Genomic DNA, 25,752 nt, shown 5'->3' with positions numbered 1-25,752 from the left:
CGCTAACCAGATGTTAGGATCTATCGGTCGATTTGAAGCATGCTTTCCCATCTTAAGTTTCAGATAGATATTCGGGATTCAGTGTGAAGCTATCTACTTATCTAGGTCCATATAATAGACTTTTGCCGCTTCTTCAAGTTCGTCATTATAGCTGTCATCGAAGGCAAAACTGGCTAATCTCCACTCCTTGTCCGGCTTGTAAAGTTGAAACGTAAACCTGAGTGGTTGTCTGTCAAATTTGACCAGATAGGAGTGTAAGACATATGAGTTCCCAAGTTGTTTAGTCACTATCGGTTCGTACCCGTAATACTTGCCAACTAGTTCCTCGTTATATCTCGCCAATTGAGTTTTCACGTTGTTGATGGCATCTTGGATTCTAGTAGTCCAAGGATTCGTCTTGTAAAGTTCGTCAACAGCCACTTCGACTCCTTCATTCTCATATCTTGAGAAAAATTCGTCAATAAGTTTTTGCCCGTTATCTTGAGCAAAGGAGTTTAAACTGTTCAGTCCTACAAGAAGAATGGTGAGTGTTAAAATTCTGAGTTTCATGTTTTCTCGTTCGGTAAAGTGATCAATAAAAGTAACTTATCTGCATGTTCCTTTTAATTCATTGATAGTGGTGGGTACCTACTATAGTTACTAGTAGCGGTCTGATATCTGTATCGCTAGCATTTTTTGTTGGGCACAGTCTTTAAAGAATTATTTTGTAGTTGAGGCAGTAAGTTGCTCTAAATAGTTGCCAAGAGTTAAAGAATAGTTTGGGTTGTCATCATGACACTTGTCAAAGAGGAAATAGAGATGTGTTTCACCCGCCTTTCCACTTTTAATTTTTGTGACTTCAATATTTAAGGTGTCTCCTGAATGCAATCTCAAACTCATAATCGCTTCCCATCCTCTTGTCTGTCGATTCCATTCTCCCCTAGTTCGATTGCGGATCATTCTTCTTATTTGTTCAAGTACTATAGGATCAGAAAAAGTCATTTCGTAAGAAACTAGATTGTTTGCATATTGGTACTCTAACTTTTTAAGCTTCATTTCCATTATAGCATCCGGATTCTTAAGAAATTCAAGCTTTTTACCCATAGCTTCTTGCATAGAGGGGCAATGATTCGTGCTTTTTCCAACCCAGAACCAAAGAATAATGAAAAGAGGAATTAATATGAGACTTGCTTTAAGAGAAAATCTGTTATAAGCTTCATCCATTGATTTGAGTATGAATTATTGTGCCTAACAACCGACCAACAACCCCCGGCTACCGGCCTGTACCAAATCTAGCTGATTTTCCATCCAGAACAAACCACTGTAGGCTATCGAGATACCCTCAAGCCGGGTAGGCTGTTACTTTTCCTTGATGAAAAGTAACCAAAAATCATGACAGAATGATCGCTTCCCACCCTATCCGATCAGTATCGGGGCCATCGCACGCCCGGAATTCTGTCGGGCCGTCCCGCCTGGAAGTTGAGGTTCCAGGTTCAGGCCTGTTAAGAAGTCCAAAAACGGAATGACGGAACGGAAAAAAAAGGTCATTCCGGTTTCTGAGGCACGAAGAATACCGGAATCTCATGGCTAATTCAGAGGAGCTTCAGAGGGGTTTTGGCTCCGTAAGGATCGATCATGAGATCAATTGGGTAGGTATGTCCTCCCATCTGTAAGTTCATTGCCCTCCAAAGTAGGCATATAACCATTACGAGTCAAGCATTATTTTTCGCCCTTCCAGGAAACCTCCAGGGTTTTGAAAATCCTGGAGGTTTACCTGATTCACACCCGGTATGCTCAGGACAAGACACCGTCAAGCAAAAAGCTCCCAAAGGAGGCTTTTCCGTCAAGAAATGGCACTTGGGATCTTCCGGGAAGGTGTAATCCACCAGCCGTGATCAGATGATGGGGCTCCAGCAAGAGGGAAAATTTGAGAAACCTGGTCACTATTCCTAAAGATTCCGGTCTTTGTCCACCGCTGTGCTTCGCCCAAAAAACGGAATGACGGAACGAAAAAAAAAGGTCATTCCGGTTTCTGAGGCACGAAGAATACCGGAATCTCATGGCTAATTCAGAGCAGCTTCAGAGGGGTTTTGGCTCCGTAAGGATCGATCATGAGGATCAATTGGGTAGGTATATCCTCCCATCTGTCATGGTGAGCCTGTCGAACCATCAGACAGATGGGTGATTCGGTGCCGGCATTGTCCTTACGCTTCGACAGGCTCAGCGTGACAATGCTCCACTCAGGGTAATATGCCGGGCTCAACGTCCAGTATAAAACCTATCAAACCAGCACAAACAGCCCTTTCAATCCTCTATCCTCAGTCCGTCATCCAGCTCGTTGGTGTCTGTAGACTTTCGGACAAAACCATTTTTAAGAAGTAATTCCTTGCAGATACCAATGGCCTTCACCAGGCCTTCGCCTATTCGGTTGGCCTTCACGCCCATCACCACTTCATCTACCACGGTCTGCCAGTCAGCTGTTTGCACTTTTCGGCTGATGCCTTCATCTCCCAGCACCAGCACCATGTGCTCCTGCCTGCTCACAAATATGAGTATGCCCACACGCTCCTCCGTTTCGAATACTTTTTCATTCAAAAATGCCTCCAGCGCCCGCTGGCGCACCCGCTGCGCCTGTCGCTCTTTGGGAATGATCCAGCGCTTGGCCTGAGGGAAAATCAGGGGAAACAAAAAACCGACGATGAGCGCCAAAAAAGCAACAATAGCTACTTCCATAGGGGTCATCCTGAAAGGCAGCATCCATGTGTATGAAAGCAGACCCAGCAGCACCAGCGTAAATCCCGACAGCAATGTGCTCACGTACCAGGAGGCTTCCGCATAGTCATCGCTCGCTCCCACGAAGTAGGGCACTATTTCACCGCAAGACACCGTTTCCAGGTCTTTCACGGCCTGCTCCACCTGCTGCTTTTCTGATTCCGAAAAAGTATATTTCTTAGCCATTTGTTCCTATATTAAATATTACCACCCACCAGAGGCACCACCACCACCGAAACCACCGCCACCACCGGAGAAGCCACCAAAGCCGCCACCACCTGAGTAGCCTCCACCCCCACCAAAGCCGCCGCCCCAGAACATACCGCCACCTCCGCCACGGCCTCCATTGGAAGGCACACTCATGAAGATGGCCACTATGATGGCTATGAATATGCCAGCCACCAGCCCGATCAGGAGCCAGCCAAGGACGAACACAATCACAGCACTCACCCCTGTGGCCTTGCCTTTACCGAGCTTTTTGGTGAGTACCGCCTTAAGTATCCCGGTGAAAATAAAACCCAACACTAACACCGGCAGCACCCAGCTTTTGGATGAAGTACTGTTGGTGGGTCGCTGCTTAACCGCCGGAGGCAGCTCCTCGCCCGTGATGACACTGATCACCACATCCACCCCACTGTCTATTCCCTTGTAGAAATGCCCCGAGCGAAACTCCGGAGTAATGACGTTGGTAATGATCCGTTTGGAAAGCGCATCCGTGAGCGCCCCCTCCAGGCCATAGCCTACCTCTATACGCATTTTTCTATCGCTCATAGCAAAGAGCATGATCACGCCATCATCTGCACCCTGCCGTCCGATCTTCCGGGCCTCTGCCAGGCGGATGCTGTATTGCTCGATGGTCTCCTCACCCGTAGTGGGGATCAGCACCACCACTACCTGGCTGCCTTTGGTGCTTTCATAGTTTTGAAGCTTCTGCTCCAGGCTGCTCTGCTCCCCCGGAGATAGTGTGCCCGTAAGGTCTGTCACCGGACGGGTAAGGTCGGGCAGCGCCACATCCTGTGACCATGCACCCAATGAAAGAAAAATTAATAGAGGTATCAGTATCCGAATTTTCACAATGTCGTTTGTTCTCTTATCCTTGTAACTTAGTCAACACAATTCAAAAATTAAATTGAAACACCATGAATAAAAAATGGATTATACTAATCGTTGTTGCAATCGCCATTATATGGATCTATAGTTCCGTAAAAGGGGGCTACAATGAAATGGTAAGACTTAATCAAGAGGTTAAAACTGAATGGGCCAATGTGGAAACGCAATATCAAAGGAGGTATGATTTAATCCCCAACCTTGTCAATACTGTCAAAGGTTTCGCTGAGCAAGAGAAGGAAGTGTTGATTGGAGTAACCGAAGCACGTGCAAAAGCTACAAGTGTAACGGTAGATGCGGGCAACCTAACCTCAGAAAAGCTGCAGCAATTTCAAGCCGCTCAGGGTCAGGTAAGCTCATCACTTTCCAGACTTCTTGTTACTGTCGAAAAGTATCCCGAGCTCAAGTCTAATCAAAACTTTCTGGAACTTCAGGCCCAGTTAGAGGGCACTGAAAATAGAATTCAAGTGTCACGCACACGATTTAATGAAGCGGCCAAAAACTTCAATACTTACATCACTTCTTTTCCGCAGGTTTTGTTTGCGAAATCACTTGGGTTCGAAGAGAAACCTCAATTCGCATCAGTAGAAGGCGCTGAAAAAGCTCCTGAGGTACAGTTTTAAGTCTGGTACAATTGGCCCCGGGTTGGTCTTCATGATCAACCGGGTGCCTTCTTTCGACCAAATCAAATAGCTATCTTTACTCTATGAGGGTCTCAAATTCGGATATTGCTCACATCAAGAAAACCGCCCAATCCATTTTTGGCAATGCCTGTGAAGTCTATCTCTTTGGGTCACGGGTGTCCGATGACAGAAAAGGTGGTGACCTGGATTTACTGATCAGAACTGACGATCCCACACAGCTCCTCACAAAGAAACTCACCTTTAAAGCCAGGATCAAACAATTAATAGGAGATCAGAAAATTGACGTAATCGTGAGGTCGGTAAGTGCTCCCGATGAGCAAGACCTCATTTATCAGGAGGCGTTAAAAGGATTACTGCTATGAAAGACTGGCAAATAAGATTCAATGCTGCAAGAAAGGAATCTGAGTTGCACTTCCACCATCTCAATCATGCCTTCCGTCGGACATCGGAGATTTATCCTCTAAGTGAACAAACCGTGAAGAATCTCAGCAATGATCAAATTGCCTTCACGGATCAATTGATTTTCAGGTTTACCAAACTTCAGGATTGCATGGGGAACCGATTATTTCATTCCGGGCTGGCACTTTTGGGCGAACCAGTGGATGATCTAACCATGTTAGACAGGCTCCATCTCCTGGAGAGATTGTCGATTATGAATGACGCCACTGAGTGGCTACAGCTTCGGGAATTGAGAAATGAACTAACCCACGAATACCCGGATGCAGATCAGATCAAAGCTGAGGCACTTAATGCACTCATTGAGCGAATTACTTACCTCAAGTCAGTATTTAAAAAATTCACGGATTTTGTGGATTCAAAATTGGGGTGAGTGTTGAAAAAAGAGCAACCTGACTAAATCATCAGACTGCTCCTTCCCTTCATTATTTACTTCACCGTCTCCACCACCAGGTTGTGGTTGGTGTAGATACAGATATCCGCGGCTATGCCCAGGCTCTCACGCACCATCTCTTCAGCAGTCATATCCGGCGAATGACGCTTCAAAGCTATGGCCGCTGCACGGGCATACATGCTTCCGGAGCCTATCGAAGCTATGTCATCATCGGGCTCCAGTACATCTCCTGTACCGGAGATCACCAGTATCTCCCCTTTGTCCACCACGATCATCATGGCCTCCAGCCTCCTCAGGTATCGGTCGGTGCGCCAGTCTTTGGCCAGCTCCACCGCGGCACGTTTCATGTTGCCGGTATAGGTAGCCAGTTTCTCCTCCAGGCGCTCCAGCAGGGTGAAGGCATCGGCCGTAGACCCTGCAAAACCAGTAATGATCTTACCATCCTGCAGTTTGCGAATCTTCTTCACATTGCTCTTGGCTACCGTATTGCCCATAGTGGCCTGTCCATCTGCACCTATGGCCACTTGTCCATTGTGCTTGATGGCTACCACGGTGGTAGATCTTATTTTTATTTTTCCCATGTTGTATCGCTTATTCTATAATAAAAATGTCCCGTCATTGCATAACGGGACATCTCTTTATATGGTTTGTCTGATTCCTTAAATCAAAATTCTAACCGGATCTTCCAGCAATCCTTTGAGTGTTTTCAGGAAGGCGGCTCCTACGGCTCCATCCACCGCCCTGTGGTCGCATGAAAGGGTCACTTTCATCACGTTGCCAGGTTTCATCTCGCCATTCTTCACGATCACGGTTTCTTTAATGCCGCCCACTGCGAGAATACACGCATCCGGTGGATTAACAATCGCGGTAAAGTCCTCTACACCAAACATTCCCAGATTGGAAATGGTAAAGGTGTTACCGGTGTAATCGTCAGGAGTCAATTGCTTGTTTTTTGCCTTCTGGCTAAAGTCCTTCACTTCCGCAGAAATGTGCGACAGTGACTTGTTATCTGCAAAGCGGATCACGGGCACAATCAGTCCCTCAGGCAGGGCCATAGCCACACCTATGTGGATGTGAGAATGTTTCTTCATCACATCTCCGTGCCAGCTCACGTTCACGTCTGGGTGCTGACGAAGCGCCGCTGCAGTGGCCTTCACCACCATATCATTGAAAGAAAGCTTCACCGGAGACATCTCGTTCATGCTGGCTCGTGCGGCAATCGCCTTGTCCATGTTGATCTCCATGGTGATGTAGAAGTGCGGCGCAGTGAATTTACTTTCAGACAGTCGCTTCGCGATGGTCTTGCGCATCTGTGTCACTTTCACATCCACTGAGTGTTCTTCGCCCACTACTTTAGGGATATGAACCGCCGGGGCCTCAGCAGCCTTGCCTTCTGCTTTAGGAGCTGCCTGTGAAGGCTTGAAGTCCTCTACATCCTTCTTCACAATCCTGCCACCATCACCTGAGCCGGCAATCTGACCCAAATCATATCCTTTCTCCTGAGCTATTTTCTTAGCCAGCGGCGAAGCCTTCAGTCTGCCATTGCTGGAGCTGGATGACGTATCCGCTGCGGCTTTGGCTTCCGGTGCGGCGCTAGCTGCTGATACACTTTCTTCCTTTGGTTTATCTTCTGTTTTGGCTGGCGCACTTCCGCCAGCCGCTTCGGCTTTCAGTAGCGTTTTCCAGTCGGCACCCGCCTCTCCTATAATAGCTATCACACCATCGATCGGCACAGAACCACCATCTTCAATGGCAATGTGCAGGAGCGTCCCATCCTCATAAGCCTCCAGTTCCATGGTTGCTTTGTCGGTTTCCACTTCGGCCAGCACATCGCCAGCTTCCACTTTATCACCTTCTTTCTTAATCCAGGAAGAGATTACGCCTTCTTCCATGGTGTCACTCATCTTTGGCATGCGGATCACCGAGGCATTGATCCCGGAGGTATCCACCGCCTCAGCCTTGGATGGGGCTGATTCAGCGGCAGCTTCTTTTTTCTCTTCAGAAGCTCCATTGGACCCACCACTTTCTATATCCTTCAGTAGTCCGGAGATGTCTTCACCTTTCTCGCCAATGATGGCAATCACACCATCCACGGCTACAGATTCCTGCTCCTGTATCCCTATGTATAAAAGCACTCCATCCTGATAGGACTCCAACTCCATAGTGGCCTTATCGGTCTCCACTTCTGCCAGCACATCCCCGGAAGACACTTCATCACCCTCTTTTTTGATCCATGATGCGATGACCCCCTCTTCCATGGTGTCACTCATCTTTGGCATTCTGATTACTTCAGCCATTTTATCCGCATTATTTATATCTTATCAAACAATTCCAAAGTTAATCCATGTCGGTTTTTCTCCAACATCTTTAATCCTTTAATTTGGATATTATAACAAATTGAAAAAATAGGGACTTCTTTTTTAAAAATTTTAAATGCCCGCGAAAGACAACTTTGACTACATACGCCCCAAACGGTTCTTCTCCCCGCACCTGGAAACCATCTATCCGGCACTATTCAGAAAAGTAAAAAAAGTAGCTCCGGCCACCCACGAACGACTGGATACACCTGACGGTGATTTTCTGGACCTGGACTGGCGAAAGCAGGGTTGCTCCCGGCTGGTTATCATCCAGCATGGACTGGAAGGGAGTGCCGACAGGCCCTATATGCTGGGTATGGCCAAGTGTTTCTATGAGAACGGATATGACGTACTCACCTGGAGCTTCCGAGGCTGTAGCGGGGAAATGAACCGAACCGCCCGATTTTACCACAGTGGAGCCACAGATGACCTGGATGCAGTCGTCCAGGCTGCTTTACCCGATTATCAGGACATCAGCCTGGTGGGGTTTAGCCTGGGTGGCAACCTCACTCTCAAATACCTGGGTGAGGCCATCCGATATCCACAAATAAAGCGTGGTGTAGCCATCTCGGCTCCCCTGGACCTGGATGCCGGAGTGGATAAACTACACACGGCCAATGGACTCATCTATGAAAAGCGATTTCTCCGAAACCTCAAAAAGAAAATACGCGAAAAAGCCTTTCTGATGCCGGATCAGATCCACGTAGAAAAGTTGAGAAACGTCAAAACCCTTAGAGATTTTGATGATCACTACACCGCGCCTCTCCATGGCTTCAAAAACGCCACGGACTATTACCGACAGTGCAGCGCCAAATATTTCCTCAACGGCATCAAAGTACCCACCCTTATTCTCAACTCAATCAACGACCCTCTGCTGAGCAGGGAGAGCATAGATCACCGGCTCACCGCAGCCCTCCCTTTGGTGCATCTGGAAACCACCAAGCACGGCGGCCATGTGGGCTTTTACCAAAAAAGCAGTCAACCCTACTTCTGGTCTGAGCGGCGGGCGCTTGAATTTTGCCAGCAAAATTAGATTTGCGTACAAACCATGCTATCTTTCCGTCTGTGTACGATCGCTATACCATTTTCTGCCCCATCGAGGAGTTGGAGCAAAAGTTTTCTGTAAAAAACCAGGGCTCCTTCAGGGAAAGCTACAATGCCGCCCCTGCACAGAAACTCCCCGTAATTACCAACAAAAAACCAGGGCAGATTCAATATTTTCATTGGGGCATCACGGATGCCATGGCCAATAACAAATCCATCAGCCCGCGTCTGTTTAACCTGACCAGCGACAATGCCCTGCAAAGACCTGCGTATAAAAAAATACTCCAGGCTGAACGCTGCCTCATTTTAGTCAATGGGTTTTATGTTTGGAAACAGCTAAGCAAAAAGCAAAGGGTGCCCTATTTCTGCTACTATAAGTACCAGCTTCCCTTTGCCATAGCAGGGGTATGGGAAGAGTTTGATGACCTGCAGGACAAAGTAAATAGCACCTTCAATATGTTGGTGGTACCTTCCACCGGGCCATTGCAAGACTATCAGGAAGACATGCCTGCTATACTAAGTAGCGAGCAGGCCGTAAGCTGGATGGATGAAAATGCCGACCTGAGCAGGCTGAAAGAAATACTCGGCAACATCTCTCCCGGCAGCCTGAAAATGCATGCGGTAAGCCCACGATTGACTGACCTGAAAAACAACGATGAAGGCCTGGTAAAACCAGCTCCTCCGGCAGATCAGTTTGGAAATTATACCTTGTTCAGTTAAGTTTCTGTCACGATTACCTCCCAAAGCCAGCGCCGGAGTATTTTTTATTTTGCTATAAAGTATGAGAATATCACTTAAAAAGGGAGTCCCATTGTTCCTGTTTGCCACTTTATTGTCCTTTACCTGTGTCCATGCACAGAAAGAAAAAAAACTATACAATAAAGGGCTTTACGCATTCTATGATGAGGATTTTCCAGCCGCAGCCTACTTTTTTCAGGAAATTGCCGCCTCAGGGAAGTCCTACAAAGACTCGGACTACCGGCTGGAGCTGAGCCTGCTCACACAAAAGGAATATCGTGAACGACCTCTTGATGCAATTGTCAGATACAGCGAGATCAAACAAAAAACTGACAAATTTTACCATTATTGGATGGGGCGTGTATTTGCTAACCGGTACATGTTCCCGGAAGCCGTGGAATCCTGGCAAAAATTTCTGAAGCAGAAAGCCTATAAAAGTGAGGAAATTGTGATGGAAACAAAGGATTTCATTGCACAAACGGAAAGGCTCATCGCTTTCTTCGACAACCCCGACAACTTTGAGGTGCACCAGCTAGGCAAGCCAATCAACACTGAATATGCTGAACTCACCCCCGTCTATTTCGAGGAAAAGGATGAGCTTATTTTCGCTTCTAACAGACTCAATCCGGATCGGGATGATTTCGTCATCTATCAGGCCACAAGTGGCGATGTGGGGTGGAATGCCCCCACCGAAATTTCAGTGCTGGGATCCTTCAAGAGAGAAATAACCAATGTGGAAGTCGTCAACAACGATGGCAAACTCTTTCATTTCAATGCTAAAAAAGGTGACTTATTTTACAGTGAGCTGACCGCCAGCGGGTGGACAAAACCCGTGGAGTTCGATAGCAAAATCACCTCCACCAGACTGGAATCACACTTTTATATCAATGAGCACGAAGACCGGATCATTTTCGCTTCAAAAAACAAAAAGAACGGCCTGGACCTGATGGAGTCGTTCAAAGATGCGGAATCCGGAAGATGGGAAAAACCTCATCCCTTTGCTACCAACCTGAACACTACATTCAACGAAGACAGTCCCTTTCTGTCAGAAGATGAAACCAGGTTCTACTTTTCATCTGACCGGCCCAATGGCGTAGGCGGCTATGATGTGTATGTATCGGAACTGGATCCTGAAACCCGTCAATGGTCGGATCCGGAGAACATGGGCTGGCCCATCAACTCACCCGATGATGAAGTCAATTTCAAAATCAACCCTGACCTCAATTCCGGTTATTTTTCTTCCAACAGGATACACTCTATTGGGGATTTCGACATCTACTTCTTCTGGAAAATACAGAAGACCTCCATTGAAGGACGTGTGGTAGATGGCATCACTCAGGAGCCGGTCACCCATGGTGAGATCCGCTTTCACCCGGCCCAGTACCTGGATGAATACTTTCGCTCAAAACTCGATTCATCAGGGAGGTACAAAACTCAAATCATTGCCAATGAGAGCTTCAGAGTGGAAGTACTTCAGGGGTTCGACACCCTCATGAATCAGATTTTCACCGTTGATGGAGCCGAAGGTGACAATGTCATTCACATCAAAGACTTCTATTTGCTCCCACCCGATCTGGAAGCCGAACAAAGGGCCGCCCTAGAAGCGAGGTATAACCAGACTGCTCCTTCTGAGGAAAGTACTGATGGCGCTCAACCCCAGGAAGAGATCACCAGTGAAAACACCAGCAACAATCAAAACATGACCCTGAGCAATGTTTATTTTGAGTTTGGTACCAGTCAGCTTCGGAAAGAGTCAGACCCTAAATTGAACCAGCTCCTCACATTTCTCACAGAAAATCCGAAAATCCGCATTGAAGTCTCCGGACATACGGACAACATAGGCTCCAGGCAGGCCAACCTCATAGTGTCTCAAAGAAGGGCTGAATCTGTAAAAACCTGGCTGGTTGAAAAGGGAATAGATGCCTCCCGGATTACCACAACAGGTTATGGAGAAAGCCGCCCCATGGCCTCCAATGATGATGAGGTGGATGGCCGGGCGCTGAATCGCCGCATAGAGTTCAAAGTGCTGGAATAAGTAAAATTTCACGACCGCTACATCCCCGATACATCATTTTTTAAATAACTTGAGGTGCAAAGTTAATTTTCATTCAAAATGGCGCCAAAAACAACTTTGATAAGAACGCTCCTATGCGGAGCAGGAGTGTTCTTGTCCCTTTTCTCATTTGCCCAAAAGGAAGCAAAACTCTACGAAAAAGGGCTGGAAAGCCTCGGACAGCATCGATATCCGGCTGCTCTCGGCTATTTCAAAGAAACCGCAGCGATCGATCCGCAATATCAGGACCTGGAATATAAAATGGAGATTGCCACACTCCTCAGCCCCGAGGGTGACGACAAGGCCCTGAGCAAAATATTGAGTTTTGAAAGCTCCTATGGCAGCACCGACGATCACTACTACTACTGGCTGGGCCAGATCCATACGAGGCGGTACCAAATCAGTGAGGCGGTCTCAGCTTTTGAAAAATTTCACCAGAAAATAGCCTATGCAGGTAACGCCGAGGAGGAGTCGCTGGAAATGGTGGAGCACAGCACCCAGCTGAAAGAATTCTTCAACAACCCGGACAACTATGAAATCCATCAGCTGGAAAGTCCGGTGAATTCCGCTGCCTCAGAACTAAGCCCTGTATACTTTGAAGGTGAAAATGAATTGCTGTTTGCATCCGACAGGAAGGGCAGTGGAGAAAAGCCCTTTGCCATTTATTACACCAAAAGTGGACCCAACGGCTGGGAGCCTGTGCAAGAGGTAAAAAACCTGGGCACCTTCACCCGAAGCAATGCCAACATAGAGGTCGTAAATGACGATGGTAAACTCTTTCTTTTCAGGGAAGAAAATGGCGGAGACCTTTTTTACAGCCAACCCTCAGGCAGTAGCTGGACCACACCGGTGGAGTTTGATGCCCGAATCTCCAACAACCACCTGGCATCCCATTTCTTTATCAACGAACACGAAGACCGCATCATCTTCGCCTCAGACGAAGACACCGATGGCCTGGACCTCTATGAGTCCTTCAAAGACCCGGCCGGTGGCAAGTGGAGCAAGCCTGCCCCCTTCTACACCAGCATCAACTCTGCTTACGACGAAGACAGCCCTTACCTCTCACCCGACGAGAAGACCTTATACTTTAGCTCCAACAGGCCCGGCGGAATAGGCGGGTATGACGTCTATGTGAGCTACTACGACGAAACCTCCTTCACCTGGTCAGAGCCGAAGAACATGGGCTGGCCCATCAACTCTCCAAATGATGAACTTCACTTTAAGATGAACGACAATCAGACCTCCGGGTACTTTGTATCAGACCGACTCCATTCAAAAGGCGGTCTTGATATCTATTTTTTCTGGGAAGTGCAAAAGGTAAAAATAGAAGGTAGAATCTTTGATGAAACCAGAGGGGTAGCCCTTACCAATGCTGAAATTCGCTTTCGCCCCTACCAATACCTCGACGAATACTTCAGCTCGTCCATAGACCAGACCGGAAGGTACAGCACCCGGATTATTGGGGACGAAACTTTCAAAGTAGAGATTATCCAAAATGGAAAAATTATCCTGGAGGAAAAATTTGAAATTCACGATACATCCGGGGAGCCTACTACGCATTTCAAGGATTTCTCAGTCAAATAAGCGGGAGACATTGCAGGCTTAAGGTTGTGATATTTAACCGGACTAGGGGAAATATGTCCTTTTAGCTCTATTTTTGAAAACCAATGAAATCATTAACCCCATAAAACCCTACTGCATGTACACCTCAAAAATCTCAGGCATAGGCCACTACGTACCAGACAATGTAGTCACCAACAAAGACCTGGAACAATATATGGAAACCTCTGACGAATGGATAGAGGAAAGGACCGGAATCAAAGAACGGCGGTGGATAGACCCCACCACAGATGACATGCCCTCCACCATGGGGACGAAAGCAGCCAGAATAGCCATTAAAAATGCAGGCCTTACCCCTGAGGATATTGATTTCATCGTCTTTGCCACCCTGAGTCCTGACTATTATTTTCCCGGCCCGGGGGTGCAGGTGCAGGAGCTTTTGGGCATCGGTGAAATAGGTGCCCTGGATGTACGCAACCAGTGTAGCGGATTTATCTATGGCCTCTCCGTAGCGGACCAGTTTGTGAAAACAGGCATGTATAAAAATGTGCTCGTGATCGGAAGCGAATACCATTCGGGCGGGCTCGAGAAATCCACCAGAGGCCGCGGAGTAACCGTGATATTTGGTGACGGAGCAGGAGCCGTAGTGCTTTCCCGATCAGAAGATACGACTAAAGGTATCCTCTCCACACACCTCCATTCAGAAGGAAAACATGCCAAAGAACTGGCCCTTATTGGCCCGGCTACCAACAGATGGGTAGACAAGATCATGAGCGAAAACGATCCGGAAGACACCAGCTATTACCCTTATATGAATGGCAATTTTGTCTTCAAGCATGCCGTGACCCGCTTCAGCGAAGTAATCCACGAAGCCCTAATGAGCAATGGTTTTGAGACCAGCGATATCGACATGCTCATCCCACACCAGGCCAACCTGCGAATCAGTCAGTTTATCCAGAAAAAGATGGGACTGGGTGACGACAATGTGTATAACAACATCATGCGCTACGGCAACACTACCGCTGCTTCCATTCCCATAGCGCTAAGTGAAGCCCATTTGGAAGGAAAGATCAAGCCGGGCGATCTGGTATGTCTGGCGGCATTTGGAAGTGGATTTACCTGGGCTTCTGCATTGATACGCTGGTGATGAGACCTACCGCCGAAGAATTGGACATATTGAATGATCAGAACTTTTTGAAGCTGAAAAACAGCTTGTCTGAAAAAATCATCCAATACCTGGCCAAAATAGAGCGGTCACTGGCTGAAGAAATCAAAGAAATGCCCTTCAAATTTCCGGAGGGCACCTTTTTGAAAGCCGGAAAAATCTCCAAAGGTGAACAATACCAGGGGCTACCCTACTTCATATTGGATTACCCCAGACTCTTCACCCAAAAAGAGGTGTTCGCCTTTCGAGCCATGCTCTGGTGGGGTCACCACTTTAGCTGCACCCTTCATCTGCAGGGAGACTACCTGCAACAAAACAAATCCAGGATTATTAACAACATTTTCACCCAAAATGCTTTATACTTTTGTGTGAATGATCAACCCTGGGACTATCATTACCAACAAAATAATTATCAACAAATCTCAGCACTTACCAAAGAAACCGTGAATCAACACATTAAGGAAAAAGGTTTTTTAAAAATCAGTGATTACCTGCCGGTGACGGACTGGTCTGAGTACGAATCATTCGCATTGAAAAGTTTTGCCCGATTTTTGAACTACCTCCAGTAATATGCGAATACTTCTTCTGGCATTTTCTATACTCACCCTGGGGCCGGTGCTGGCCCAGGACACTGAACTGGACCCCAATCAGCGGGTATTCCAGACCGACACCCTACCCGATGGGGTATACCGCTCCAAATACGACGATGGCACCCGGGCCTTTGTGGGAGCCGTGCAGAATGGTCAGAAGACGGGAGTATGGAAGTACTACAACCAGAACGGTACCCTCAAAGAGATCATAGAGTATGAGAATGGAGTAAAACATGGCCTCAACAGAAAACTGGATGCCTACGGGGTGCTGATCAATGAAAGCACGTATGAGAAAAACGTCCTCAACGGCCCTTACAAAGAATACTATGACAATGGAAAACTGGCGCTGACCGGGTATTACCTGAATGGTCAGCAGGACAGCACCTGGATAGAGTACTTTCCGGAGGGAAATGTGAACTTCGTGAAGAAATACAAAAATGGTCAGCTTAACGGAAAAAGCCTCTTTTACTATTCCTTCGGCCGATTAAAGACTGAGGAGTATTATACCAATGGCATAGAGTCTGGTACCTGGAAGATCTACTACCCCAATAAGCAACTCCGCAAAGAGTTTCGCTTCAAAAATGGCCTCCTCAATGGTGCTTACAAAGAGTTTCACGAAAGTGGAGCCAAGAGCGTGGAAGGGCAATACGCCCTGGGCCTCAAAACGGGTAAATGGCTCAGCTTTTATGAAGATGGCACACTGTTCTCCATTGGGGACTATGAGCGCGACCAGAAAACCGGACTTTGGAAGTACTTTAAAGCCAACGGAGCCCTGGACTATGAAGGGCAGTATCAGAACGGGCTGATGGAAAACCAGTGGATTTACTACTATGATTCTGGCATCCCACGAATGATCGGAAGCTTTGTGCACGGAGATGAAGATGGACTTTGGGGACTTTTCTATGAAAACGAACAGCTCAAACAAGAGCAGGTCTGGAAACTGGGAAGACTCGTGGAGGTAAGTCCCTTTTTTACCATTCAGGGCGAAGAACTAACTCCAGGTACTCTGAAAAATGGCACCGGCACGCTCCTTTCTTATCATCAGGATGGCACCATTGCCTCAGAGGAAGAATTGATTAGCGGGAAAAAAGCCGGTGTGGCCAGATACTACTACGAAGATGGCACCTTAAAAGAAACCGGGCGATACCTCACGGGATTGCAGACGGGCGAATGGAAACAATATCACCCCAATGGGAAAATAGCCGCAGAAGGTCAATACACCAAAGGCGAAATGACAGGAGTGTGGTCCTTTTTCAATACGCGCGGACGCCTGATCGATACGGTGGACTACTCCGATACCCAGCCAGAATAAGACGACTATAAACCCAAATCCTGCAGGGCCTTCACAATTTCATGTGGGTGACTCCACGGGATGAAATGATTTACACCTTTCAGGTACCGAATATCCGTAAGCGAGTCGCCCATCATCCTCCGCACAAATTCTGCATTCTCTTTGGGAACCAACACATCCTTAGTTCCCTGAATGACGATGGCCGGAATCCGCACCGACTTCCAAAGTGGTGTCAGACTGTCCAACTCATCTTTAAGGGGCAAAATTTCCTCATTGCTCACCCAAAAGTCAGTGGGAGTCACCCAACCACCTACCCTGGTTTCTATCCATGTTCGGTACCACTCGTAGCGTTCCATAGCCGGATCCACTGAGGGCGCCACCAACACCATGGCTTGTGTGAGATTCGGATAGTCCATGGCGATCCGGGCCGCCACCGGACCACCCAGGGAGTGACCCACCATCACTTTGTTGGGCTGATCAAATCTCCTGATCACCTCCTCCAGATAATATGCCTGTTTTTGCAATGAAGGCTCCGGCCTGCCATAGTCTGAGGCGCCAAATCCGGGACGATCAATGGAGAGCACATCGTAGGTTTGAAGGAGTGAATCATTTTTGAAAAAGTCCAGAAAGGCACTCCACGAACCGGGAGATCCATGAATAAACACCGCCAGATTGGCTTTACCCTGATCTATATAGACATAATGGATGTGATTGGCGCCCACTTCGATGGTCTCCGAAACCGGCTGAATGGAGCGGTCTTTAAAAATCTCCTGAAAGGCCTCCGGCTCCAGTCTGAATTCCATGCAGCCGCACAGAAAAACTGCAATCATCAATATTGGCGCTTGTCTCATGGTAGGCAAAACGCCAGATTCCCGATTTTGGTTATATATTTCAGCATCAAACCAACATCACATGATCATCAACCTCATTTCTTCGCCCCGAAACATCTCCACCGCGCTCATGTACTCCTTTGCACACAGACCCTACACCAAAGTAATGGATGAGCCTTTCTATGGCTACTACCTCAACCTCACAGAGGCAGATCACCCGGGAAAGGAGGCCATCATAGCGAGCCAGCCCAAAACGGTGAGCGAAGTGCGCAACTGGATCCAGCATACAGCCAGCCAGCATGAGGTGGTATTTGTGAAAAACATGGCCCATCACCTCATCAATATGAACATCGATTTCCTGGAGGACTATCGCAATGTCTTTTTGATCCGTGATCCTCAGCAGTTGATTACCTCCTTTGCAAAAGTCATCCCCAACCCACAGATGACCGATATTGGTGTGGCCAGGCAATATGAGCTTTATGAAAAGTTGCTAGAGACACAAAGCTGTCCCGTGATTGACTCCAACGAAGTACTGAAAAATCCTGAAAAAGTGCTCCGACAACTGTGCCAGGCCCTTGGCCTCACTTTCGAACCCTCCATGCTCCAATGGCCCGCCGGCGCACTGGCAGAAGATGGCGTGTGGGCCGAATATTGGTACAAGAATGTACATGCCTCCACAGGCTTCGAAAAGAAGGTCACAGCAGCGGTAGCACTACCTCCTGAATGTGAAGCATTGTATACTGAGGCGTTACCCCTTTATGAGAAAATGGTTCATAGCGCCATAAAAGCTTAGGTTTTATCAAAAGCTAACATATTGTTAGTTATTACTTAACAGGCCTGTGGTGTACGATAGTAGGTTCGTTCTCTAGCTTCGTGTTTTCATTTACAATCATGAAGACAATCCATTACGCACCTATTATTGCCCTGTTCACCCTGGCCGCTTGTAGCCAGCCAGAGATCAACCACTACCAGCTTCGCATGAAGGGTAGTGAGTCGATGTATGAAACTTTTCTGGAGCTCAAAAATGATTTTGAAAAACGCCAGGACAGCATCACCATTAGCATAGAAGGAGGTGGTAGCCGCACCGGTCTGATGGCCATCAAAAATTTTGAAGCGGAGATCGGGCTCTCTTCTTTCCCTTTTGACCTGGAAAAAACGCTGGGCGCTGATCACAGTGTGAACGAGGCAGTCGTTGCCTATGATGCCATTGTGGTGATCACCAATCAAAACAACCCCATTGACTCCCTGAGCGACGAAAGCCTGCAGAAAATCTACTCAGGCACTATCTATGACTGGAACCAGCTGGGTGGCCAACCGGGACTCATCTTACCCATCATCCGGGATGAAAACTCAGGTACGCAGCAGTTCTTTGTAGAGCACTTTGGTGTAAAACAGCTGGCCCCTACTGCCAAGGTAGCGCATGACAATGCAGAAATTGTAGCCAAGGTAAGCAGCAACCCGAACGGCATTGGCTTCATTGGTTTTGCGTACTTTACGGAAAGTGTGCATAACATGAAGCTGCCCTCTGACAGCACACAGACCCAATTTGAAGCACCTACCCATCGCAACCTGGAAAACGGAAAGTATCCCCTGAAGCGTGGACTCAGAATCTATTATCGTGACATGAACAACCCGGCGATCAAAGGCTTTCTCCAGTACCTGAAAAGCAAAAATGCAGAAGGTGTAATTGAATCCTTTGGGCTCATCCCGGTGCAGGATTAAATCTACATGCTCAGAAACCTCAGCGGGTCCGCCTCTGTAGACAGGCCCCTGAGCACCTCCACGGCTCGCTGTGCATCATCCCTGTCCACAAAAATATGGTCGTGGTAATAGCCGGCTACTACATTGCAGCTGATATTGTTTTTGGCAAGCGCAGTGGCAAAGACCGCAGTGAGGCCCACGGCAGACAATGATGAGTGTACGGTAAGGGTAATCCAGGAAGCCACAAAGTCGTAAGAAATTCCCAGAGCATCCGCCCGCGCTCTCTTTAGCACCACAGTGACGCCTTCAGCCTCTTTGAACTCACAGATTGTCTCCTCCCTGCTAATGTCTGTAAGACTCGTGACTGAAGCAAATACGTATTCTCCCGGTTGCAGCTCAGGCATCATGCTTCTCACCAGGGTGATCAAATTGGTTTCACCACCCATACCCTCACCTGAATAATGTGCTATTCTCCGGAGCCACCGCCACCGCTATTTTGGAATCGGCGGTGCCGTAATACACAAACCACTGACCTTTATAGAAACTCAGTCCTTCCAGAAAGCAAACATTATTAACCTGGCCGGTGATTTCATAGTCCTTGTCAGGAGTGAAAAAATAGTCCTCCGATCGGGCAATAATCCTCTCGGGATGCGCTGGATCAAACAGCACCTGTCCGGCAGAGTAGGTACCGTGGGCCAAAGCAGCATCATACCGGTCGTCCAGCGCATTCCGGCTGTTGTAGATCAGTAAAATTCCATTCTTCGTCAGCATCGCAGGAGGTCCGGGCTCCACCAGGTCACTGTCAAATTTTCCCTCCCGAGGGCTCAGCACCTTGATCCATTCCCCCTTGGCATCTTTCACGGGTGTCCATTTGATGAGGTCGTCAGAGGAGGCCAAAAACAAGTCCGTATCTCCAAAGTACATCCAGTATTTACCGTTGATTTTTTTTGCAATGAGTCGCCCATCGCTCATTTCCGACACAATGGCGCCCGATTTGGACCAGCGGTTAATGTCCTCCTGCTCAGCAAAGGCCGATCCATATTTTGTCCACTGTTTCAGGTCTGTAGAAGTAGCCAGCAGCAGCCGGGCCAGGTCTCCATCATATCCTGTGTAGGTCATGATGTAGCGGCCACTTTCGTCCTCCACGATGCGGGGATCCTCAGCACCCCCTTCCCACTCATATATTTTTGCTTTATCCTCCTGAGGGAAAAACACTGGCTGAGGGTACCGGGTGAAGTGAATCCCATCCTGTGAATAGGCCAGTCCGATCCTCGAGGTTCCGTTGTACCTGCCCACAAAATCCTCCGCACGATAGAGCAGAAACAGGGTGTCATTTCTTACCACAGAAGCAGGATTGAAGACATCTTTCCCCTCCCACTTCACCGTATCTCCTTTGATAGGATCCACAAACAAAGTGGTCGTATCCGGAGTAAGCACAGGATTGTCTGCATCCATTTTGATGAAGCCCGTTAATTGCCAATCGGTAGGAACCTTCTGTTCCGGGGTGCATGCCGTGATAAACAATGAAAGCAGGGTGATTAATGGAAAAATTCTCATAATTTTCAAGTCTCAAACCCCAATTTAACAAAACGAATGCTACAAAAGTATAATCCCAAAAACGAATACATCAAGGTATGGGTCGGTGACCGTCTGATGGACCGCTCAGAAGCCAAAGTTTCTGTCTTTGACTCCTCAGTACAAGGAGGAGACGCCATCTGGGAAGGTCTCCGGGTATATAAAGAAGGGATTTTTTGCCTGAACCATCACCTGCGCCGGATGAGCGAGTCAGCCAAGGCCCTGGCGTTTGAAAGTATGCCCTCCTTCGAAAGCATTAAGGCCGCCATCAAAGCCACCCTTGAGGCCAATGGGATGACGACAGATACGCACATCAGGCTCACCCTTACACGAGGTGAGAAAATCACCTCTGGAATGGACCCCCGTCTGAATCAGAAAGGGCCATGTTTGATAGTGCTGGCAGAGTGGAAGCCCCTCGTCTACGACAATGAAAAGGGTATAAAAGTGATCACCAGTACCCAGCGTCGAAACAATCCGCAGTACCTCGATAGCAAGATCCACCATGCCAACCTGCTCAATAACATTCTGGCCAAGGTACAGGCCAACTTTGCGAACGTGGATGCGGCCATTATGCTGGATCATCAGGGCTTTGTGGCCGAGCTGAATGACACCAACTTATTCATGGCCAAAGATGGTGTGCTGTATACCCCTTTTGCCGATGCCTGTCTGCATGGAATCACCCGGGGACTGGTCATCGACCTGGCCGGAAAACTTGGCATTCCGGTTTTTGAAAAGAACCTGTCGCTGGTGGAATTTTACAATGCTGATGAGGTCTTTGCCACGGGAACCATGGGTGAGCTCACTCCTATACATGAAATAGACGGACGAAAGATTGAAAACAAGTCGGGGCAACTCCTCAGGGGGCAACTTCAAAAGGCTTTTGCGGAATTGATCCCCTCGCTGTGCGAAAAATGGTAATTTTTTCAGTTCGTATCCACCCAATAGTCTGGCCGCACAAAGGAGGCATTGGGAAGTAGGGAACAGTCCTTGCAGATATTCGGGTAATCATACTCAAAGGTACCACTGAGATAGGCACAGTCATCTGAAACGGTGGTGTTGAGAAAATTAGGAAATACGGCAATGCGGGTGGTGTCCATCAACACAGCCTGAAAAAAGCCCTGGACATTTTCGTCTTCCTGACGGGAAATCACATTGCCATACGCCACGCCCGGAGGAGTATCAAAGAGGGAACCGGAGTTTTCTGTAAGCGCCTCAATGCTCCGCATGTACTGGTAATTCCTCTCCGACATGGAATATTGAAACAGGGTGAAAATGTGTTTGGTCTGGAAAGACTTGTCGATGGCCCTGGAGATAATGGCCGGTACCTCAAACTCACTTTTGGTGTAACCTACATTCGTAAACAGGTTGAGCTCCTCTGCGCCTATCGGTCGGATGATGTAGCAGGGAGGCGGGGTGTTGTTAAAGGGATCAGGGAAATCTGTTTGAAAAAAGGCATAAGTCTCTTCGCCCAGCCAGGTAAGAAAAATAGGCTCATCATGCTGCTGAAAACGAGTGGTCAGGTGGCATTTCACGGCAGGCACGGACACATCCAGCCCTAAAGTGGAGGTAGTGGTCAGTTCGGATTCTTCCCAGCTAATTTCATCCTGTCCCCCATAGAAAGGCATTCGATCCGGTTCGGTCTCATACCTTCTGCCATCAGCCAGCAACACCTCTATGTGGTATGAGCGGCCAGGGTATCCTTTCACTATATTGGCCGGGCATCGGTAATTCACTCTGGATTTATTGTCCTGTGTGTAGGTTTCGGCTACAAAACCCTCCCTGTTACCCCCTTCATCCACCAGTGTCACCTGCGCATTGAATACATCGGTGGGTGCCTCCCCGGTAAAGGAAGTCTGCTGAATCTTCACCTGATAAGGTCCCGGGCCCTGATTGATGTATCCTGAAATCACTATCTGCCGGGCCACGTCCTTATCCTCATCCAGAAGGTACAGCGTTTCGCAAGAGGAAATAAGGACCAGGAAGCCGATAAAGGGAGCAAAATATTTCATTTTCAGTAGACTTTGGTCCAATACTCAGGTCGCTCGTAAGAACTCCCGGGGTAGTTAAGACAATTGAGACAGTGAGCGTCATACTCACTGAAAGGCTTGCCTATGGTATACTCACAATCGTCAATGATGAAGCTGATCAGTTCATTGGGGAAAACAGCCATTCTGGTGGTATCCACTACAGAAGCATGAAAATACCCCTGCACAAGGTCATCGCCTTCCACAGGATAGATATTGCCAATGGCCCTGCCCGGAGGTGAATCAAACAATGAGCCATTGTTTTCCACCAGCACCTTCACACTTTGCAGGTAGTTGTAGTAGCCCTCTGAGATTCCATATTGATAGACCGTGAAGATATGCTTGGTAAGAAATGAATCATCAATGTCTCTGATCCAAAACCCTTCGAAGGTGTAAGAAGGAGCCTTGTTTTGAAGGTTGCTAAAGAGGTTGACCTTCTCCGATCCAAAATACCGGGTCACATAGCATGGGGGTGGAATGGATCCAAATGGGTCGGGAAAATCCGTGGGAATGATGGAAAAGCTTTCGGCTCCCACCCAGTTGAAATAAAGGGGTTCGCTGGTCTGAGGAATGGTGGTGGTCAAATCAATACTCACCACCGGCACCTGAAAATCCAGACCCGTACTGGCTGTTCGCACATCAAGGGTTTCTTTCCAGTTCAAGGCATCGGATGCATGCAGCGCAGGCATCGTTTCGGAGACAGACCGAAAGACCTGTCCCGCTAATAATTTCACTTCGATGTAATAACTACCGCCCGGCTCCCCCTGGATGGTATTCCCCGGACATCGGTAAACACCATCACCCACTTCTTCAAATTCCTCCGAAGCTCCGTCTTCATCATACAAGATGACGCACGCAGACAGCACGTTAGCAGGCAGAGAGCCTGTGGCACTGGCCTGGCTTACTTTCACAAAATATGGCCCGTTGGACTGATCTATGTACCCGGTGATAATAATGGGCCTTTGAATGTCTTTATCCTCCTCAAAGTCAAACGGCTCCTCACATCCCCACAGGATCAATACCCCCAACAGCCAGCCACTCGTTAACTTCATAAAATAGATTCCTCTCATTTGAAATTGACGGTATAGGTAATAGATGGAAATGCCTGACCGAGTACCGTCAGTTTATAGCTAAAAGGGATAATGGCAGCATTGGTCGGCTTTCTGTAATAAATAGAATACGCATTGGCCCGGCCAAAGAGATTGTAGACAGAAAAATTCAGCTGATCCTGCCATTTCTTGAAAACCGAATTGAATCCCAAACCAACATCAAAACGGATGTAATCGGGAATCCGGTATTTGTTTCTGGAGCTGTAAAGTGGAACTACGGCATTATTGAAGTAGTAACTCGACTCCACTCCGGTGAAAGGACGGCCGCTGTTGTAAACCATATTCACTGAGAAAAAAGCCTTGTCACCTCCCAGGTCACGCTTAGCCACCACCGAGAGGTTATGCCGCTGGTCATAGTTGGATGGATACCATTTCCCGTTGTTGATCCGTTCGGTCTCAGAAGGTCCATTGACCAGGTTTTCAGATTTGGAAAGGGTGTAAGCCAGCCAGCCAGTCCACTTTCCTTTTTGTTTTTCGAAAAGAAACTCCAGTCCATAAGACCTGCCTTGCCCCTGTAGCAGTTCCGTCTCCAGATGATTGTTCAGCAGCAGGTCGGCAAAGTCGCGATAATCGTAAATGTTGCTGATGTCCCTGTAGAACACATCCACGGAGTTTTGCCACCTGCGCCGGTCATTGGTGAAACTTAGACCCAGGCTGTAGTTGGAGGACTCTTGTGGCTCTATGTGAAATGTGCTGACCTGCCACAAATCTATCGGTGTGGCAGAAGTAGTGTTAGAGATCAGGTGAAGGTACTGATACACCCGGTTATAGCTGGCTTTCAGGGAAATGTTGGGGGTCATCAGAAAGTTAAGTCCCACTCGGGGCTCCAGGTTGGTGTAGTTCACGTCTCCGGCTGACACGTGAGCCGTATCTATGATGTTGGTAAGGGATTTGGGCTGGCCCAATTCGTAGAGCAGAAACTCATTTCGAGCCAGCATGGCGTAATAGTTATACCTGAGCCCTCCCGAAAGGGTCAATTTCCCAAGGGACCACTCATCATCCACATATACACTGGCCAGCACACCCCTATCCTTTTCTACATGCGCTGGCACCACGCCGGATCTGGCGCCTGCCACACGCTCCTCAGGTTTCTGATGGTAGTCTTTGATTTCCAGGCCCAGGTTGATTTGGTGGTTAGCAAAGCCCTCGTAGACAAAATTATCCTTCAGTGAGGTGCTGGCAATCCCATTCTGTATCTCATAGTCTTCTGCCACGTCATATTGCCTGTTGTGATAGTCTACATGATTGATCTTCAGCTCATGCAGAAATACGTCCGAGATCACATTTTGCATGGTCAGGCTACCCATGACATGTCCCCAGCTGAATTCAAAATCATCACTAAAGCGAAACCGGTCAAAGCTCCTGTAGAACGATAGGTTCACTTTGTTCCGATCATTGATTCGATAGCCCAAAATCAGGTTCTGATCATCAAAAACGGCCTTGCTGCGTTTCACATCATAATCCTTCATTTGACCGATCACCCAGTTGGGGTAGGCAAACCTGGCCGCGGCCAGCACGGAAAGTTTATTTTGAATGATGGGGGTCTCAAAAGACAACTTACTAGTGACAGGACCCACGGTCAAAGAGCCCTCCATCTGCTCATAGCTGCCCTCGCGGGTATTCACATCCAGCACCGACGATAGCCGCCCCCCAAACGTAGCAGGCATATGCCCCTTGTATAGGGTAAAATCCTTGATCACATCAGAGTTGAAAATGGAAAAGAACCCAAGCAAATGCGAAGAGTTGAACACCTCTGACCCATCCAGGGTGATGAGGTTTTGATCCACCTTTCCGCCACGCACATTGAAACCCGTGGAGCCCTCGCCGGCATTGGATACCCCCGGCAATAAAAGTATGGAGTTGACAATATCGAGTTCGCCCATCAGCAGGGGCACGTCCTCTACGTCTTTGATGGTGAGGCGCTCCACGCCGGGGATAGACTTGATCCGGTAGTCCTCAGCGCGTGCTGTTTTCACAACTTCCTGTAGTTGGGTGAAGGTGCTCTCCATCCGCACTGTCAGGTCAATATTACGATTGAGGTAAATCGTATTTCTGTATTCCTTGTACCCTAGGTACTGCACAATAAGGGTGTAATTTCTTTTGGGAGCAAAGAGTTTGAATCGCCCGTTCAGGTCCGTGGAAGTACCCAGCCCAAGCTCTTCCAGCAACACACCAGCTCCGATAATCTCCTCGCCCTTTTCATCCACTACCTTTCCCGAAAGGTTAAAATCCTGACCAACAACTGTCAGATGGCCGATGAGCAAGAGCCCGGCGATTAATAAAAAATGCCTCATAGCCCTGAATATAGCTCACATATGCAAAAAAGCCACCCTGAATGGGCGGCCTTTTTGAAGAAGTATTAA

Annotated in this window: 26 protein-coding genes; 13 read left to right on the top strand and 13 right to left on the bottom strand. The window is 48.0% G+C overall.

From position 1 onward, the window contains the following. Window positions 1-93: 93 nt before the first annotated feature. From RIH33_RS00755 to RIH33_RS00735, 5 genes are all read right to left on the bottom strand, one after another. Entirely contained in the window at window positions 94-549 is a 456-nt protein-coding gene (locus tag RIH33_RS00755; protein ID WP_406651057.1) for a hypothetical protein, read from the bottom strand. A gap of 150 nt (window positions 550-699) precedes the next feature. Further along, the gene (locus tag RIH33_RS00750; protein ID WP_406651058.1) at window positions 700-1,203 is read right to left on the bottom strand and encodes a hypothetical protein; all 504 of its coding nucleotides are present in this window, start codon (window positions 1,201-1,203) and stop codon (window positions 700-702) included. 844 nt (window positions 1,204-2,047) lie between these two features. Next, complete coding sequence (locus tag RIH33_RS00745) at window positions 2,048-2,242, bottom strand: hypothetical protein (RefSeq protein WP_406651059.1); 195 nt, start codon at window positions 2,240-2,242, stop codon at window positions 2,048-2,050. A gap of 41 nt (window positions 2,243-2,283) precedes the next feature. After that, a complete protein-coding gene (locus RIH33_RS00740; protein ID WP_406651060.1) occupies window positions 2,284-2,937 on the bottom strand; it encodes a TPM domain-containing protein in 654 nt (217 codons plus the stop codon). Window positions 2,938-2,955: 18 nt separating this feature from the next. Further along, window positions 2,956-3,783 (bottom strand): TPM domain-containing protein, encoded by an 828-nt coding sequence (locus RIH33_RS00735; protein WP_406651061.1) that lies wholly within the window; start codon window positions 3,781-3,783, stop codon window positions 2,956-2,958. Between the two features lie 107 nt (window positions 3,784-3,890). Here RIH33_RS00735 and RIH33_RS00730 point away from each other — a divergent pair, with 107 nt between their 5' ends. The 3 genes from RIH33_RS00730 (at window position 3,891) to RIH33_RS00720 (ending at window position 5,331) form a co-directional block, all read left to right on the top strand. After that, window positions 3,891-4,481 (top strand): LemA family protein, encoded by a 591-nt coding sequence (locus tag RIH33_RS00730; protein ID WP_406651062.1) that lies wholly within the window; start codon window positions 3,891-3,893, stop codon window positions 4,479-4,481. An 83-nt stretch (window positions 4,482-4,564) separates the two neighbouring features. Continuing rightward, window positions 4,565-4,864, top strand: coding sequence for a nucleotidyltransferase domain-containing protein (locus RIH33_RS00725; protein WP_406651063.1), 300 nt, complete (start codon window positions 4,565-4,567; stop codon window positions 4,862-4,864). Continuing rightward, the gene (locus RIH33_RS00720; protein ID WP_406651064.1) at window positions 4,861-5,331 is read left to right on the top strand and encodes a hypothetical protein; all 471 of its coding nucleotides are present in this window, start codon (window positions 4,861-4,863) and stop codon (window positions 5,329-5,331) included. Before RIH33_RS00725 ends, RIH33_RS00720 begins: the two co-directional genes overlap by 4 nt. A 56-nt stretch (window positions 5,332-5,387) precedes the next feature. Here the strand turns inward: RIH33_RS00720 and hslV are convergent, their stop codons facing one another. Both hslV and RIH33_RS00710 read right to left on the bottom strand, forming a co-directional pair. Then, complete coding sequence (gene hslV / locus RIH33_RS00715) at window positions 5,388-5,933, bottom strand: ATP-dependent protease subunit HslV (protein ID WP_406651065.1); 546 nt, start codon at window positions 5,931-5,933, stop codon at window positions 5,388-5,390. Between the two features lie 78 nt (window positions 5,934-6,011). Next, on the bottom strand, window positions 6,012-7,649 hold the full coding sequence (locus tag RIH33_RS00710) for a pyruvate dehydrogenase complex dihydrolipoamide acetyltransferase (protein ID WP_406651066.1): 1,638 nt from the start codon (window positions 7,647-7,649) through the stop codon (window positions 6,012-6,014). A 136-nt stretch (window positions 7,650-7,785) separates the two neighbouring features. Here RIH33_RS00710 and RIH33_RS00705 point away from each other — a divergent pair, with 136 nt between their 5' ends. From RIH33_RS00705 to RIH33_RS00675, 7 genes are all read left to right on the top strand, one after another. Further along, the gene (locus RIH33_RS00705) at window positions 7,786-8,742 is read left to right on the top strand and encodes a YheT family hydrolase (RefSeq protein ID WP_406651067.1); all 957 of its coding nucleotides are present in this window, start codon (window positions 7,786-7,788) and stop codon (window positions 8,740-8,742) included. 2 nt (window positions 8,743-8,744) lie between these two features. Beyond that, window positions 8,745-9,473 carry an SOS response-associated peptidase gene (locus RIH33_RS00700; protein WP_406651068.1) on the top strand — a complete coding sequence of 243 codons (729 nt, stop codon included), beginning with the start codon at window positions 8,745-8,747 and terminating at the stop codon, window positions 9,471-9,473. A 61-nt stretch (window positions 9,474-9,534) separates the two neighbouring features. Further along, window positions 9,535-11,526: an OmpA family protein gene (locus RIH33_RS00695; protein ID WP_406651069.1), complete on the top strand. Its 1,992-nt coding sequence runs from the start codon at window positions 9,535-9,537 to the stop codon at window positions 11,524-11,526. Window positions 11,527-11,604: 78 nt separating this feature from the next. Continuing rightward, window positions 11,605-13,128: a hypothetical protein gene (locus RIH33_RS00690; RefSeq protein WP_406651070.1), complete on the top strand. Its 1,524-nt coding sequence runs from the start codon at window positions 11,605-11,607 to the stop codon at window positions 13,126-13,128. A 115-nt stretch (window positions 13,129-13,243) separates the two neighbouring features. Further along, window positions 13,244-14,251 (top strand): 3-oxoacyl-ACP synthase III family protein, encoded by a 1,008-nt coding sequence (locus tag RIH33_RS00685; protein WP_406651071.1) that lies wholly within the window; start codon window positions 13,244-13,246, stop codon window positions 14,249-14,251. Next, window positions 14,251-14,838: a hypothetical protein gene (locus tag RIH33_RS00680; protein ID WP_406651073.1), complete on the top strand. Its 588-nt coding sequence runs from the start codon at window positions 14,251-14,253 to the stop codon at window positions 14,836-14,838. The genes RIH33_RS00685 and RIH33_RS00680 overlap by 1 nt, the downstream gene beginning before the upstream one ends. Before the next feature lies 1 nt (window position 14,839). Beyond that, window positions 14,840-16,171 (top strand): toxin-antitoxin system YwqK family antitoxin, encoded by a 1,332-nt coding sequence (locus RIH33_RS00675; RefSeq protein WP_406651074.1) that lies wholly within the window; start codon window positions 14,840-14,842, stop codon window positions 16,169-16,171. Between the two features lie 5 nt (window positions 16,172-16,176). Here RIH33_RS00675 and RIH33_RS00670 read toward each other — a convergent pair whose 3' ends face one another. Next, the gene (locus RIH33_RS00670) at window positions 16,177-16,980 is read right to left on the bottom strand and encodes an alpha/beta fold hydrolase (protein WP_406651075.1); all 804 of its coding nucleotides are present in this window, start codon (window positions 16,978-16,980) and stop codon (window positions 16,177-16,179) included. An 82-nt stretch (window positions 16,981-17,062) separates the two neighbouring features. Here RIH33_RS00670 and RIH33_RS00665 point away from each other — a divergent pair, with 82 nt between their 5' ends. Both RIH33_RS00665 and RIH33_RS00660 read left to right on the top strand, forming a co-directional pair. Beyond that, a complete protein-coding gene (locus tag RIH33_RS00665) occupies window positions 17,063-17,773 on the top strand; it encodes a sulfotransferase family protein (protein ID WP_406651076.1) in 711 nt (236 codons plus the stop codon). Between the two features lie 98 nt (window positions 17,774-17,871). After that, window positions 17,872-18,702 carry a substrate-binding domain-containing protein gene (locus RIH33_RS00660; protein ID WP_406651077.1) on the top strand — a complete coding sequence of 277 codons (831 nt, stop codon included), beginning with the start codon at window positions 17,872-17,874 and terminating at the stop codon, window positions 18,700-18,702. Window positions 18,703-18,704: 2 nt separating this feature from the next. On the opposite strand, the gene RIH33_RS00655 is transcribed toward RIH33_RS00660, so the two are convergent. Both RIH33_RS00655 and RIH33_RS00650 read right to left on the bottom strand, forming a co-directional pair. Further along, a complete protein-coding gene (locus RIH33_RS00655; RefSeq protein WP_406651078.1) occupies window positions 18,705-19,127 on the bottom strand; it encodes an ACT domain-containing protein in 423 nt (140 codons plus the stop codon). Between the two features lie 4 nt (window positions 19,128-19,131). Next, window positions 19,132-20,238, bottom strand: coding sequence for a glycoside hydrolase family 130 protein (locus tag RIH33_RS00650; protein ID WP_406651079.1), 1,107 nt, complete (start codon window positions 20,236-20,238; stop codon window positions 19,132-19,134). Window positions 20,239-20,274: 36 nt separating this feature from the next. Between RIH33_RS00650 and RIH33_RS00645 the strand changes: the two genes are divergently transcribed. Beyond that, a complete protein-coding gene (locus tag RIH33_RS00645) occupies window positions 20,275-21,174 on the top strand; it encodes an aminotransferase class IV (RefSeq protein WP_406651080.1) in 900 nt (299 codons plus the stop codon). Between the two features lie 5 nt (window positions 21,175-21,179). Here RIH33_RS00645 and RIH33_RS00640 read toward each other — a convergent pair whose 3' ends face one another. The 3 genes from RIH33_RS00640 to RIH33_RS00630 are packed head-to-tail and all read right to left on the bottom strand — an operon-like array spanning window position 21,180 to window position 25,683. Further along, window positions 21,180-22,265, bottom strand: a complete 1,086-nt coding sequence (locus RIH33_RS00640; RefSeq protein ID WP_406651081.1) for a DUF4249 family protein — start codon at window positions 22,263-22,265, stop codon at window positions 21,180-21,182. A 2-nt stretch (window positions 22,266-22,267) separates the two neighbouring features. Then, window positions 22,268-23,350 carry a DUF4249 family protein gene (locus tag RIH33_RS00635; protein ID WP_406651082.1) on the bottom strand — a complete coding sequence of 361 codons (1,083 nt, stop codon included), beginning with the start codon at window positions 23,348-23,350 and terminating at the stop codon, window positions 22,268-22,270. Further along, entirely contained in the window at window positions 23,347-25,683 is a 2,337-nt protein-coding gene (locus RIH33_RS00630) for a TonB-dependent receptor (protein WP_406651083.1), read from the bottom strand. Before RIH33_RS00630 ends, RIH33_RS00635 begins: the two co-directional genes overlap by 4 nt. Between the last annotated feature and the right edge of the window lie 69 nt (window positions 25,684-25,752).

Origin of the sequence: Marinoscillum sp., assembly GCF_040222955.1 — a bacterium.
In the GTDB taxonomy this organism is placed as follows: domain Bacteria; phylum Bacteroidota; class Bacteroidia; order Cytophagales; family Cyclobacteriaceae; genus Marinoscillum.
This window is presented reverse-complemented; position numbering and strand designations above follow the sequence as displayed.

Coding starts and splice junctions, on each gene's coding strand:
- RIH33_RS00670 (WP_406651075.1), bottom strand. CDS start 16,980: ATGATTGCAGTTTTTCTGTGCGGCTGCATGGAATTCAGACTGGAGCCG.
- RIH33_RS00750 (WP_406651058.1), bottom strand. CDS start 1,203: ATGGATGAAGCTTATAACAGATTTTCTCTTAAAGCAAGTCTCATATTA.
- RIH33_RS00730 (WP_406651062.1), top strand. CDS start 3,891: ATGAATAAAAAATGGATTATACTAATCGTTGTTGCAATCGCCATTATA.
- RIH33_RS00720 (WP_406651064.1), top strand. CDS start 4,861: ATGAAAGACTGGCAAATAAGATTCAATGCTGCAAGAAAGGAATCTGAG.
- RIH33_RS00755 (WP_406651057.1), bottom strand. CDS start 549: ATGAAACTCAGAATTTTAACACTCACCATTCTTCTTGTAGGACTGAAC.
- RIH33_RS00660 (WP_406651077.1), top strand. CDS start 17,872: ATGAAGACAATCCATTACGCACCTATTATTGCCCTGTTCACCCTGGCC.
- RIH33_RS00665 (WP_406651076.1), top strand. CDS start 17,063: ATGATCATCAACCTCATTTCTTCGCCCCGAAACATCTCCACCGCGCTC.
- RIH33_RS00635 (WP_406651082.1), bottom strand. CDS start 23,350: ATGAGAGGAATCTATTTTATGAAGTTAACGAGTGGCTGGCTGTTGGGG.
- RIH33_RS00740 (WP_406651060.1), bottom strand. CDS start 2,937: ATGGCTAAGAAATATACTTTTTCGGAATCAGAAAAGCAGCAGGTGGAG.
- hslV (WP_406651065.1), bottom strand. CDS start 5,933: ATGGGAAAAATAAAAATAAGATCTACCACCGTGGTAGCCATCAAGCAC.
- RIH33_RS00675 (WP_406651074.1), top strand. CDS start 14,840: ATGCGAATACTTCTTCTGGCATTTTCTATACTCACCCTGGGGCCGGTG.
- RIH33_RS00630 (WP_406651083.1), bottom strand. CDS start 25,683: ATGAGGCATTTTTTATTAATCGCCGGGCTCTTGCTCATCGGCCATCTG.
- RIH33_RS00710 (WP_406651066.1), bottom strand. CDS start 7,649: ATGGCTGAAGTAATCAGAATGCCAAAGATGAGTGACACCATGGAAGAG.
- RIH33_RS00705 (WP_406651067.1), top strand. CDS start 7,786: ATGCCCGCGAAAGACAACTTTGACTACATACGCCCCAAACGGTTCTTC.
- RIH33_RS00685 (WP_406651071.1), top strand. CDS start 13,244: ATGTACACCTCAAAAATCTCAGGCATAGGCCACTACGTACCAGACAAT.
- RIH33_RS00650 (WP_406651079.1), bottom strand. CDS start 20,238: ATGAGAATTTTTCCATTAATCACCCTGCTTTCATTGTTTATCACGGCA.
- RIH33_RS00680 (WP_406651073.1), top strand. CDS start 14,251: ATGAGACCTACCGCCGAAGAATTGGACATATTGAATGATCAGAACTTT.
- RIH33_RS00655 (WP_406651078.1), bottom strand. CDS start 19,127: ATGGGTGGTGAAACCAATTTGATCACCCTGGTGAGAAGCATGATGCCT.
- RIH33_RS00695 (WP_406651069.1), top strand. CDS start 9,535: ATGAGAATATCACTTAAAAAGGGAGTCCCATTGTTCCTGTTTGCCACT.
- RIH33_RS00725 (WP_406651063.1), top strand. CDS start 4,565: ATGAGGGTCTCAAATTCGGATATTGCTCACATCAAGAAAACCGCCCAA.
- RIH33_RS00645 (WP_406651080.1), top strand. CDS start 20,275: ATGCTACAAAAGTATAATCCCAAAAACGAATACATCAAGGTATGGGTC.
- RIH33_RS00690 (WP_406651070.1), top strand. CDS start 11,605: ATGGCGCCAAAAACAACTTTGATAAGAACGCTCCTATGCGGAGCAGGA.
- RIH33_RS00640 (WP_406651081.1), bottom strand. CDS start 22,265: ATGAAATATTTTGCTCCCTTTATCGGCTTCCTGGTCCTTATTTCCTCT.